We start from the raw sequence: 12248 nt of genomic DNA on the forward strand, positions 1-12248 counted from the left end.
CGTCCTGTGAGGCGGGAAAGGTGGTGAGATTCGCCATGTCCGACCCCCGGGCCGTGCTAGAGGCCCCGGACATCCATCGGGCGCTGACCCGGATCGCGCACGAGATCCTCGAACGCACCAAGGGCGCCGGTGACGTCGTCCTCCTCGGCATCCCGACCCGTGGCGCCACGCTGGCCCGCAGACTCGGTGACCGCATCGAGCAGTTCGAAGGCGTCAAGATCCCCGTCGGCTCGATCGACATCACGATGTACCGCGACGACCTGAGGCTCAAGCCGGCCAGGCCGCTGGGCCGCACCGAGCTGCCGCCTGACGGCATCGACGGCAAGGTGGTCGTCCTCGTGGACGACGTCCTCTACTCCGGCCGCACCGTGCGCGCCGCCCTCGACGCGCTCAACGACCTCGGCCGCCCCACCGCCGTGCAGCTCGCCACGCTGGTCGACCGCGGCCACCGCGAGCTGCCCATCCGCGCCGACTACGTCGGGAAAAACCTTCCGACGGCCAAGAGCGAGAAGGTCAAGGTCTATCTGCAGGAGATCGACGGGCGCGACGCCGTGCTCCTCATGAAGGGGGAGTCCCAGTGAACTGTCATCTGATCTCCGCGGGCGACCTCACCAAGGACGACGCGCTGCTCATCCTCGACACCGCCGAGGAGCTGGCGAGGGTCTCGGAACGTTCCATCAAGAAGCTGCCCACCCTGCGCGGGCGCACGGTGGTCAACCTGTTCTTCGAGGACTCCACCCGCACCCGCATCTCGTTCGAGGCGGCGGCCAAGCGGCTGTCCGCGGACGTGATCAACTTCTCGGCCAAGGGGTCGAGCGTGTCCAAGGGCGAATCGCTCAAGGACACCGCGCTCACCCTGGAGGCCATGGGCGCCGACGCGGTGGTCATCCGCCACAGCGCCTCCGGCGCGCCGCACCGCCTGGCCAACTGGGTGCGCGGCAGCGTCGTCAACGCCGGCGACGGCACCCACGAGCACCCCACGCAGGCGCTGCTCGACGCCTTCTCCATGCGCCGCCGCCTGGGCAACCTCGAAGGGCGCAGGGTCACGATCGTCGGCGACGTGCTGCACAGCCGGGTCGCCCGCTCCAACGTGCTGCTGCTGCACACGCTCGGCGCGGAGGTCACGCTGGTCGCGCCGCCCACGCTGGTGCCCGTCTCCATCGGCTCCTGGCCGTGCGAGGTCTCCTACGACCTCGACGCGGTCCTGCCCAAGTCCGACGTGGTGATGATGCTCCGGGTGCAGAAGGAGCGGATGAACGCCGCGTACTTCCCGAGCGAGCGCGAATACTCCCGCCGCTACGGGCTCGACAGGGACAGGTTCGCCAAGATGCCCGACGAGGCCATCGTGATGCATCCGGGCCCGATGAACCGGGGCATGGAGATCGCCGCCGAGGTGGCCGACTCCGCCCGGTCCACGATCGTCGAGCAGGTCGCCAACGGGGTGACCGTGCGCATGGCCGTCTTGTACCTGCTCCTCGGGGGAGAAATCGCATGATCATTCGAAATGTCAGGATCCTGGGCGGTGAGCCGGTCGACATCCGCGTCGGCAACGGAGTGATCACCGCCATCGACCCCGCCGGCACGACCTCCGCGGAGGGCGACGCGGTCGACGGCCGCGGCGCCATCGCGCTGCCCGGCCTCGTCGACCTGCACACCCACCTGCGCGAGCCCGGCAGGGAAGACGCCGAGACCGTGCAGACCGGCACCCAGTCGGCGGCCCGCGGCGGCTACACCGCCGTGCACGCCATGGCCAACACCTCGCCCGTGGCCGACACCGCCGGCGTGGTCGAGCAGGTCTGGCGGCTCGGCCGCGAGTTCGGCCACTGCGACGTGCACCCGGTGGGCGCCGTCACCGTCGGCCTGGAGGGCAGGCAGCTCGCCGAGCTGGGCGCGATGGCCGACTCGGCCGCCCGCGTACGCGTCTTCTCCGACGACGGCAAGTGCGTGGACGACGCCGTGCTGATGCGCCGCGCCCTGGAATACGTCAAGGCGTTCGACGGCGTCGTCGCCCAGCACGCCCAGGAGCCCAGGCTCACCGCCGGCGCCCAGATGAACGAGGGCGTCGTCTCCGGCAGGCTCGGCCTGACCGGCTGGCCGGCCGTCGCCGAAGAGGCGATCATCGCCCGCGACTGCCTGCTGGCCGCCCACGTCGGCTCCCGGCTGCACATCTGCCACGTCTCCACGGCGGGCTCGGTGGAGATCATCCGCTGGGCCAAGTCCAAGGGCTGGAACATCACCGCCGAGGTGACCCCGCACCACCTGCTGCTCACCGACGACCTGGTCGAGGACTCGCCGGTGGGCGCCTACAACCCGATCTACAAGGTCAACCCGCCGCTGCGCACCCACGCTGACGTCGAGTCGCTGCGCGCCGCGCTGGCCGACGGCACGATCGACATCGTCGCCACCGACCACGCGCCCCACCCGGTCGAGGACAAGGAGACCGAGTGGTCGGCCGCGGCCATGGGCATGGTGGGCCTGGAGACCGCGCTCAGCGTGGTGCAGGAGGCCATGGTCGAGACCGGGCTGCTCGACTGGGCGGGCGTCGCCCAGCGCATGTCCGTGGTGCCCGCGCGCATCGGCCTGCTGAGCGGCCACGGGCAGCCGCTGGAGGTGGGCGCTCCGGCCAACATCACGTTGTACGACCCGTCCGTACGCACCAAGGTCGACCCGGCCGCGTTCGCGTCCAAGAGCAGGAACACCCCCTACGAGGGGATGACGTTGCCAGGTGCGGTCGTCGCCACGTTCCTGCGCGGCAGGCCGACCGCTCTCGAAGGGAAGCTGGTTTGAACACCGCGGTGCTCGTCCTGGAAGACGGCCGCGTCTTCCACGGATCTCCCTACGGCGCCGAAGGCGAGACGTTCGGCGAGATGGTCTTCAACACCGGCATGACCGGTTATCAGGAGACCCTCACGGACCCGTCCTACCACCGGCAGATCGTCGCCATGACGGCGCCCCACATCGGCAACACCGGCGTCAACGACGAGGACTCCGAGTCGGGCCGCGTCTGGGTCGCCGGCTACGTCGTGCGCGAGCCGTCCAGGGTCGTCTCCAACTGGCGGGCCAACCGCTCGCTGGACGACTACCTCAAGGAGCAGGGCGTCGTCGGCATCGCCATCTCCGGCACCCGCGCGCTCACCCGCCACCTGCGCGAGCGCGGCGCCATGCGCGCCGGCATCTTCACCGCGCCGTCCGAGCCGGTCGAGGAGCTGGTCGAGCGGGTCCGCAGGTCGCCCGGCATGGAGGGCGCCGACCTGGCCGCCGAGGTGGCCACCGCCGAGCCCTACGTCGTGCCCGCGATCGGGGCCAAGCGCTTCACGGTCGCGGCCGTGGACCTGGGCATCAAGGGCATGACGCCGCACCGGATGGCCGAGCGCGGCTGCGAGGTGCACGTGCTGCCGGCGAACGCCACGTACGAGCAGATCATGGCGGTCGAGCCCGACGGCGTGTTCTTCTCCAACGGGCCAGGCGACCCCGCCACGGCGGACGTGTCGGCCCTGGGTGGCGTCCTGGAGGCCCGGGTGCCGTTCTTCGGCATCTGCTTCGGCAACCAGCTCTTCGGCCGGGCCCTGGGCCTGTCCACCTACAAGCTGCGCTACGGCCACCGGGGCGTCAACCAGCCGGTCCAGGACATGCGCACGGGCAAGGTCGAGATCTCGGCGCACAACCACGGGTTCGCGGTGGAGGCGTCGCTCGACGGGCCGTTCGAGACCCCGTACGGGCCGGCCGAGGTCAGCCACGTCAACCTCAACGACCGCTGCGTGGAGGGGCTGCGCCTGCTCGACGGGCGGGCCTTCAGCGTCCAGTACCACCCCGAGGCAGCCGCCGGTCCGCACGACGCCGCCTACCTCTTCGACGAGTTCTGCTCGGTGATGGCGTCCGTGCGGGACGATGCCGCGCCGGGTCCGATTTCGACGAGTTCTGTGAGGTCTTGAGCCGTGCCCAAGCGTGAGGACATCAGGTCCGTCCTGGTCATCGGGTCGGGGCCGATCGTGATCGGCCAGGCGTGCGAGTTCGACTACTCCGGCACCCAGGCGTGCCGGGTGCTGCGGGACGAGGGGTTCCGCGTCATCCTGGTCAACAGCAACCCGGCGACGATCATGACGGACCCCGAGTTCGCCGACGCCACGTACGTCGAGCCGATCACCCCCGAGTTCGTCGAGAAGATCATCGCCAAGGAGCGCCCCGACGCGCTGCTGCCCACCCTGGGCGGCCAGACCGCACTCAACACGGCGGTGGCGCTGCACGAGTCGGGCGCGCTGGAGAAGTACGAGGTCGAGCTGATCGGCGCGGACTTCGACGCGATCCAGGCGGGGGAGAACCGCGAGCGGTTCAAGGAGATCGTCGGCAAGGTCGCCCGCGAGCACGGGTTCAACGCCGAGTCGGCCCTGTCGATCATCTGCCACACGATGGACGACTGCGTGGCCGCCGCGGGCGAGCTGGGCTACCCGCTGGTGGTGCGGCCGTCGTTCACCATGGGCGGGGTCGGCTCCGGCTTCGCCTACGACGAGACCGACCTGCGGCGCATCGCCGGGGCCGGCCTCGACGCCTCGCCGACCACCGAGGTGCTCCTGGAGGAGTCCATCCTCGGCTGGAAGGAGTACGAGCTCGAGGTCATGCGCGACAAGCACGACAACGTGGTCATCGTCTGCTCCATCGAGAACATCGACCCGATGGGCGTGCACACCGGCGACAGCGTCACCGTCGCGCCCGCGCTGACCCTGACCGACCGCGAATACCAGAACATGCGCGACGTCGCCATCGCGGTCATCCGCGAGGTCGGCGTCGACACGGGCGGCTGCAACATCCAGTTCGCGGTCAACCCGGCCACCGGCCGCATGATCGTCATCGAGATGAACCCGCGGGTGTCGCGCTCCTCCGCGCTGGCCTCCAAGGCGACCGGCTTCCCGATCGCGAAGATCGCCGCCAAGCTGGCCATCGGCTACACCCTCGACGAGATCCCCAACGACATCACCAAGGTGACCCCGGCCTCCTTCGAGCCGACGCTCGACTACATCGTGGTCAAGGTGCCGAGGTTCGCCTTCGAGAAGTTCAAGGGCGCCGACCAGACGCTCACCACGCACATGAAGTCCGTGGGCGAGGCCATGGCCATCGGCCGCTCCTTCCCCGAGGCGCTGCAGAAGGCACTGCGGTCGCTGGAGAAGAAGGAGTCCTCCTTCACCTGGGCCGGGCCGGTCCGGCCGAAGGAGGAGCTGCTCGGCGCGTGCCGCACGCCGCACGACGGGCGGCTGCGCACGATGCAGCAGGCCATCAGGGCGGGGGCGACCGCCGAGGAGCTGTTCGAGGCCACGAACGTCGACCCCTGGTTCCTCGACCAGCTCTACCTGCTCGACGAGGAGGCCGCGGCCGTCGGCGACGCGCCCGAGCTGACCGCCGAGGTGCTCGAGCGGGCCAAGCACCACGGGTTCAGCGACGTGCAGATCGGCGAGATCCGCGGCATCGACGAGGCCAGGGTGCGCGACCTGCGGCACGCGCTCGGGCTGCGGCCGGTCTACAACACGGTCGACACCTGCGCCGCCGAGTTCGCCGCGAAGACGCCGTACCTCTACTCGACCTACGACGAGGAGAGCGAGGTCCCCACCGGGGAGCGGCAGAAGGTCATCATCCTCGGCTCCGGGCCCAACCGGATCGGGCAGGGCATCGAGTTCGACTACGCGTGCGTGCACGCCTCGTTCGAGCTGGCCAGGGCCGGGTTCGAGACAGTCATGGTCAACTGCAACCCGGAGACCGTCTCGACCGACTACGACACCTCCGACCGGCTCTACTTCGAGCCGCTCACTCTGGAGGACGTCCTGGAGGTCGTGCACGCCGAGCAGCAGACCGGCCCGGTCGTGGGCGTGATCGTGCAGCTCGGCGGGCAGACGCCGCTCGGGCTGGCGCAGGCGCTGAAGGACGCGGGCGTGCCCGTGGTCGGCACCTCGCCCGAATCGATCCACCTGGCGGAGGAACGCGGCGCGTTCGGGCGGGTGCTGGCCGAGGCCGGGCTGCCCGCGCCCAAGCACGGCACGGCGCTGACCGTGGCCGAGGCGCTGGAGATCGCCGAGGAGATCGGCTACCCCGTCCTCGTCCGCCCCTCCTACGTGCTCGGCGGGGCCGGCATGGCCATCGTCTACGACGACGAGACGCTCACCACGTACATGGCGGCCGAGGAGGGCGGCCACCCGGTGCTGGTGGACAAGTTCCTCGACGAGGCCATCGAGATCGACGTGGACGCGCTCTACGACGGCGAGGAGCTCTACCTCGGCGGCGTCATGGAGCACATCGAGGAGGCCGGCATCCACTCCGGCGACTCCTCGTGCGCGCTGCCGCCCATCACGCTCGGCAGTCACGACATCAAGCGCATCCGCTCCGCCACCGAGGCCATCGCCGCGGGGGTGGGCGTGCGCGGGCTGCTCAACGTCCAGTACGCGATGTCGGCCGGCGTCCTGTACGTCCTGGAGGCCAACCCGCGCGCGAGCCGTACGGTGCCGTTCGTGTCCAAGGCCACGGCGGTGCCGCTGGCCAAGGCGGCGGCCAGGGTGATGCTCGGCGCGTCGATCGCCTCCCTGCGGGAAGAGGGCATGCTGCCCGCTACCGGAGACGGTGGGACATTGCCGCTCGACGCGTCCATCGCGGTCAAGGAAGCCGTGCTGCCGTTCAACCGGTTCCGCGGCGTGGACACCGTGCTCGGGCCCGAGATGCGCTCCACGGGCGAGGTCATGGGCATCGACGAGTTCTTCGGGATCGCGTACGCCAAGTCCCAGGCGGCCGCCTACGGCGAACTGCCGACCAAGGGACGCGCGTTCGTGTCCGTGGCGAACAGGGACAAGCGTGCGATGATCTTCCCTGTGAAGGCACTGGCGGATCTCGGGTTCGAGATCCTCGCCACCGAGGGAACGGCCGAGGTGCTGCGCCGCAACGGCGTCCATGCCAAGATCGTGCGCAAGCACAGCGAGGGGACCGGTCCCGGAGGTGAGCCTACGAGCGTGCAGTGCATTCTCGACGGCGAGGTCGACCTGATCGTCAACACGCCGTTCGGCAGCCCCGGCCAGTCCGGGCCGCGGCTCGACGGCTACGACATCCGCACCGCGGCCGTGCTGCGCGGCATTCCGTGCATCACCACGGTCGCGGGGCTGGCCGCGGCGGCGGCGGGCATCCAGGCGATCGTGCGCGGCGACGTCGGCGTACGGTCGCTCCAGGAGCACGCGCAGGCGCTGCGGGGCTGACCCGGGAGCGCCCCGGGGCGGGAGGTGAAGACGACTGGCCGGCACTCCGGTGCAGGTGACGGGCACGGTGCTGACGACGCGCCGGGTCGATGCCTACCATGCGCTGACGGTGGTGGCGCCCGGCATCGCCGAGCGTTACCGCCCCGGTCACTTCGTCTCCGTCGCGGTCGGCGGGGCGCACACGTCGATGGTGACGCGGCGCGCGTTCTCCATCCACGACGTCAAGGCCGACTACGGCGGCACGGTCGAGCTGGTCTTCACCACCGGCGGGCCGGGCACGGCCTGGCTGGCCGAGCGGCGCGCCCGTGACACGATCGACCTGGTCGGGCCGCTCGGGCGGCCCTTCCCGCTGCCGCGCGACCCCGTCAACTGCGTGCTCGTCGGCGCCGAGTACGGCTCCGCCGTGCTGTTCCCGCTGGCCGACGCGCTGCTGGAGCGAGGCTGCCGGGTCGACTTCGTGCTGGGCGCGGCCGGGGCAGAGCGGGTGTTCGGGGCGATGCGGGCGCGCAGGATGGCCGAGACGACCACGCTGACGACCGAGGACGGCTCGCTCGGGCTGCGCGGCAAGGTCACCGACGCGCTGCCCTCGGTGATCGCCGACACGCGGGCCGACGCCGTCTACGCCTGCGCGCCCATGGAGACGCTGCGGGCGGTGACGGCGGTGGCGATGGAGTTCGACATCCCGGTGCAGGTGGCGGTCGAGGAGTCGATGGCCTGCGGCATCGGGGTGTGCATGACGTGCGTGCTGCCCGTCATCGGAGACGACGGGGTGACCAGGATGGTCAGGGCGTGCGCCGAGGGCCCGGTTTTCCGGGGGGAGCGAGTGCGCTTCGAGGACGTGGGAACGATCCCGTTCGACGCGCTCGGCGCCCCCGGAGGCGGTGCACGACATGTCGGTTGATATGCGGACTTTTCTGGCGCACATGGAGCTGACGAACCCGATCACCACCGCCGCGGGCTGCGCCGCCTCCGGGCGGGAGCTGGCCCAGTTCTTCGACCTGCACCGGCTGGGGGCGCTGACCACCCGCTCGATCACCATGGCGCCGCGCGCGGGCCGGCCCACGCCGCGCATGGCGGAGACGCCCTCGGGCATGCTCAACGCCGTCGGGCTGCAGGGGCCGGGCATCGACGCCTTCCTGGAGCGCGAGCTGCCCTGGCTGGCCCAGAGGGGCATCAAGACCATCGTCTCGATCGGCGGCGGCACCGTCGCCGAATACTCCGAGCTGGCCCGCAGGCTCGCCGACGCGCCCGGGGTGACCGCGCTGGAGGTCAACCTCTCCTGCCCGAACATGGAGGACCGCGGCCGGGTCTTCGCCCGCGAGGGCAGCGCGGCGGCCGAGGTGATCGCCTCGGTGCGCTCCATCATGCGCTACGACGTGCCGGTCGTCGCCAAGCTCGCGCCCGACGTGGCCGACATCGTGTCCGTCGCGCGCGCCTGCGTGGACGCGGGGGCCGACGCGCTGTCCATGATCAACAATCCGCTCGGCATGGCCATCGACACCGAGGCGCTGCGGCCCTCGCTCGCGGCCGTGACCGGCGGGCTGTCGGGGCCGGCCATCCTGCCGCTGGCCGTACGGTGCGTGTGGCAGGTCCACGCCGCGCTCCCCGGGGTGCCGCTGATCGGCATCGGCGGGGTGATGAGCGGCAGGGACGCGTTCCAGCTCGTCCTGGCGGGCGCCTGCGTGGTCGGAGTGGGCACGGCGCTGTTCCACGACCCCTACGCCTGCCTGCGCATCGAACGTGAGCTTGAGGACCTCCTGAGGGCCCGCGGCTTCCAGCGGCTGGCCGACGCCGTCGGCCTGGCGCACCGCCCGCCGGGGAGCGCGCCCCGGCACCTGCTCGTCGACTCCGAGGAAATCGCCCCGTGACCCCTGACCCCGCCGCACCCGGGCATCCTCCGATCTCCAGGCCCGCCCTGCGCCGGCTCGTTTCCGAGCCCGTCCGACCCGAGCATCTTCTGACTCCCGAACCTGAGGAGAGCACGTCTTGACTCCCGCACCCATCGCCGTCGCACTCGACGCCCCCGACCTGGAGACCGCAGCCCGCTGGGCGGCCCTGGTGACGCCGCACGTCAGCACGGTCAAGGTGGGACTGGAGCTCTACCTCCGCTACGGCCCCGACGTGATCGCCTCCGTGCGGGGGGCCAGCGGCGTGCAGGTGTTCCTCGACCTCAAGCTGCACGACATCCCCAACACCGTCGCCGGCGCCGCCCGCGCGGTGTCGCGTCTGCGGCCCGCCATCCTCACGGTGCACGCGGCCGGTGGGCCCGCCATGATCAGGGCGGCCGTGGAGTCCGCCCCGCACACGCAGATCGCGGCGGTGACGATCCTGACGTCGCTGACGGAGGGCGACCTGAGCCGCATCGGGCTCGCCGGGCCCGCCGACGAGGCGGTGCGCCGGCTGGCGGCCCTGTCGGTGGAGGCGGGGGCCACGGCGCTGGTGTGCTCGCCGAACGAGGTCTCGGTGGTGCGGGCGGAGGTCGGGCCGGGGATCACGCTCATCACGCCGGGGGTGCGGCCGACGGGGGCGGCCACGCAGGACCAGGTGCGGGTGGCCACGCCGGAGCAGGCGCTGGCGGACGGCGCGGACCTGCTGGTCATCGGCCGCCCCATCACGGGCTCCCCAGACCCGGGCGCGGCCGCCGCCGCCATCGCCGCCTCCCTCCGCCGCCAGGTGTCCTGACTCCGGCCGACAACCTCCCTAGCCTTTACGGCGGGCCGGGTTACCCGCACGCGCCGACGCCCCTTCCCATCTGTCATGGCCGGTCGTGAAGGCTCACGGGTCCTCGCCGTGACGACGCGCATGCTTGGCCTGGACGGTGGTCACGCGAAACCCGGCCCGCGTCCCCAGGCCGGTCGGCGCTCCTGAGATCGCCTGCCCCCGCGCCCGCGTCCGGTGTTCGCGTCTACGGTCTGGTCGGCCGCCCTACGGCGACTGGCCACGCGCCCGCGTCCCGTGTCTGCGTCTCTGGCCTGGTCGGAGGGCCTGAGGTGGGCCGGCGCCGCGCACGCGCTCGTCAGGCTCGTCAGGCGGCCCTCGCGCTCGCCGACGTGGCCCAGGAGCCCTCTTCCCTCCGACGCGGTCGCCCAGCCCTGCACGGGGGCGCAGGGCCGCTCTGAAGCGCATGGCCACCAGCGCCCGGAGGTGGCCATGCCCTGGGCGGGTTGGTGTGGTGTGGTGCGGTCGTGATCCGTGGTCGGCGGCATTCGCGCGGTGCTCGGGCGACCCTCTCGGGCGGCACTCGGCTTCCGGTGATCGCGGGCGTGAGACTTGCGGGCCGCTGCGTCGCCCGTTACGCGACGAAACTCCCGGACGACGGAACTCCCGAATGTCGCCTCGCCGTCCTGGGTGCCGCCAAGCCGACCGGGCGGAAGCGTCCCGAGGGGAGATGTGCCGACGGAGAGGCGTTCTGGGGAAAGGTGCCGGGCGGGAGGAAGCGTGCCGGGCTTGGGTCGTGTGGGCGAATGGGTGTTGCGGGGGCGCGAGTGGGATTTATCGCTGAATATCGGGGCGACAGTTCCCGGCCGCGTTTGAGTGTTGCCGGACGACGTTCGGAGTTTGCCGGATGGCCTTCGGCGCGTTCCTTTGGACGGCGTGCGGATGAGGCCGGGAGGGGATCGGGACGCGCCCATGACGGAGGCGTGTCGGAATCCCGGCCAGGCGGGCCTCGCTCACAAGATCATAATGCATTCCCGGAGCGGTCGCGCGCCGTTGTGGATTTTGGTTTCGGCCCAGGTAAGGGCAGGATTTCGGACATGGGCTGATGGCGGGAATGTGATCATCGTTGCGTTTCGCGACACCGTCGCGCGCCGACGCGCGAAGCGCGAAGTGAGGGCGATTTGATCAGCACAATGTGATTTTACGATCACGCACAGTGATGAAGTGGATTTTGTGAGGAGAGAAACCGCTCTTGACGTTGCTTAGGGGCCGATGACCAGCTAGTTTCCCTTCCCGTCCGAGTACATCGACAGAAATTCGAGGTGACCCGGCGTGGCTCTTCCTCCCCTGACCCCTGAGCAGCGCGCCGCAGCTTTGGAAAAGGCTGCCAAGGCCCGTAAAGAGCGTGCCGAGGTCAAGAACCGGCTCAAGCATGGCGCGGTTTCTCTGGCTGAGGTGCTCAAGGATGGGCAGACCGACGACGTCATCGGCAAGATGAAGGTGTCGGCACTGTTGGAATCGCTCCCCGGCGTGGGCAAGGTCCGCGCCAAGCAGCTCATGGAGCGGCTTGCCATCGCCGAGTCCCGCCGCGTGCGGGGTCTCGGTGCGAACCAGAGGGCATCCCTCGAGCGCGAGTTCGGTGGCAACGAGAGCTAATCTCTGTTCCACACGAAAGCGCAGGTTCAACGGGGGGTAGGAAGTGACCGACAGGTCCTGGTCCGGCGAAGTCAGTGCCCACGAGGCAGTCGGATCGGGGACGGAGGTCCGCTTCCCGCCCTTGAGCGAACGGCGGCTGACGGTCCTTTCAGGGCCGTCGGGCGTCGGAAAGTCCACGGTTGTCGCCGAGCTCCGGCGGGCGCACCCTCAGGTGTGGCTGTCGGTCTCGGTGACCACCAGGAGGCCCCGGCCCGGCGAGGTGAACGGGGTCCACTACTTCTTCGTCGGCGGCGAGGAGTTCGACCGGCTCGTGGAGTCGGGTGAGCTGCTCGAGTGGGCGGAGTTCGCGGGCAACCGCTACGGCACGCCGCGCGAGCCCGTGCTGAGAAATCTCGCCGCGGGTGTGCCCACCCTGCTCGAGATCGACCTCGAAGGCGCCAGGCAGGTGCGCGGGAGCATGCCGGACGCTCTGCTGGTGTTCCTGGCCCCGCCCACGTGGGAGGAGCTGGAGAAGCGGCTGCGCGGTCGCGGCACCGAGCCCGAGGACGTCATCGCGCGCCGGCTGGAGGCCGGACGGATCGAGATGGCGGCAGAATCGGAATTCGACCTCACTCTGGTGAACACGAGCGTCCAAGACGTGTGCCATCGGCTGATAGCCTTGATGACTGACCCTCAGGGGGTCACGACAACCACCAACCGAGAGGTCTGACA

General features: G+C 70.6%; 10 protein-coding genes. All 10 read left to right on the forward strand.

Annotation, left to right across the window (positions count from 1 at the left end; genetic code table 11):
- The first annotated feature begins 35 nt into the window (after positions 1–35).
- The 10 genes from pyrR (at position 36) to gmk (ending at position 12246) form a co-directional block, all read left to right on the forward strand.
- On the forward strand, positions 36–581 hold the full coding sequence (gene pyrR, locus ABEA43_RS19910) for a bifunctional pyr operon transcriptional regulator/uracil phosphoribosyltransferase PyrR (protein ID WP_345563756.1): 546 nt from the start codon (positions 36–38) through the stop codon (positions 579–581).
- A complete protein-coding gene (locus ABEA43_RS19915) occupies positions 578–1495 on the forward strand; it encodes an aspartate carbamoyltransferase catalytic subunit (protein WP_345563758.1) in 918 nt (305 codons plus the stop codon). Before pyrR ends, ABEA43_RS19915 begins: the two co-directional genes overlap by 4 nt.
- Positions 1492–2787 (forward strand): dihydroorotase, encoded by a 1296-nt coding sequence (locus tag ABEA43_RS19920; protein WP_345563760.1) that lies wholly within the window; start codon positions 1492–1494, stop codon positions 2785–2787. Before ABEA43_RS19915 ends, ABEA43_RS19920 begins: the two co-directional genes overlap by 4 nt.
- A complete protein-coding gene (carA, locus tag ABEA43_RS19925) occupies positions 2784–3932 on the forward strand; it encodes a glutamine-hydrolyzing carbamoyl-phosphate synthase small subunit (RefSeq protein WP_345563761.1) in 1149 nt (382 codons plus the stop codon). The genes ABEA43_RS19920 and carA overlap by 4 nt, the downstream gene beginning before the upstream one ends.
- A 3-nt stretch (positions 3933–3935) precedes the next feature.
- The gene (carB, locus tag ABEA43_RS19930) at positions 3936–7223 is read left to right on the forward strand and encodes a carbamoyl-phosphate synthase large subunit (RefSeq protein WP_345563762.1); all 3288 of its coding nucleotides are present in this window, start codon (positions 3936–3938) and stop codon (positions 7221–7223) included.
- Positions 7224–7257: 34 nt separating this feature from the next.
- The gene (locus ABEA43_RS19935) at positions 7258–8124 is read left to right on the forward strand and encodes a dihydroorotate dehydrogenase electron transfer subunit (protein ID WP_425570311.1); all 867 of its coding nucleotides are present in this window, start codon (positions 7258–7260) and stop codon (positions 8122–8124) included.
- Entirely contained in the window at positions 8114–9091 is a 978-nt protein-coding gene (locus ABEA43_RS19940) for a dihydroorotate dehydrogenase (RefSeq protein WP_345563765.1), read from the forward strand. The genes ABEA43_RS19935 and ABEA43_RS19940 overlap by 11 nt, the downstream gene beginning before the upstream one ends.
- Positions 9092–9209: 118 nt before the next feature.
- A complete protein-coding gene (gene pyrF, locus ABEA43_RS19945) occupies positions 9210–9905 on the forward strand; it encodes an orotidine-5'-phosphate decarboxylase (RefSeq protein ID WP_345563766.1) in 696 nt (231 codons plus the stop codon).
- A gap of 1308 nt (positions 9906–11213) precedes the next feature.
- Positions 11214–11537, forward strand: coding sequence for an integration host factor, actinobacterial type (gene mihF, locus ABEA43_RS19950; protein ID WP_020541698.1), 324 nt, complete (start codon positions 11214–11216; stop codon positions 11535–11537).
- A gap of 121 nt (positions 11538–11658) precedes the next feature.
- Positions 11659–12246 (forward strand): guanylate kinase, encoded by a 588-nt coding sequence (gene gmk, locus ABEA43_RS19955; protein WP_345563768.1) that lies wholly within the window; start codon positions 11659–11661, stop codon positions 12244–12246.
- Positions 12247–12248: the final 2 nt, after the last annotated feature.

The organism is Nonomuraea rosea (assembly GCF_039539705.1).
In the GTDB taxonomy this organism is placed as follows: Bacteria; Actinomycetota; Actinomycetes; order Streptosporangiales; family Streptosporangiaceae; genus Nonomuraea; species Nonomuraea rosea.

Bases quoted from the DNA above. Each gene is read 5' to 3' on its own strand.
- ABEA43_RS19920 (WP_345563760.1), top strand. From the start codon at position 1,492: ATGATCATTCGAAATGTCAGGATCCTGGGCGGTGAGCCGGTCGACATC.
- pyrR (WP_345563756.1), top strand. From the start codon at position 36: ATGTCCGACCCCCGGGCCGTGCTAGAGGCCCCGGACATCCATCGGGCG.
- ABEA43_RS19940 (WP_345563765.1), top strand. From the start codon at position 8,114: ATGTCGGTTGATATGCGGACTTTTCTGGCGCACATGGAGCTGACGAAC.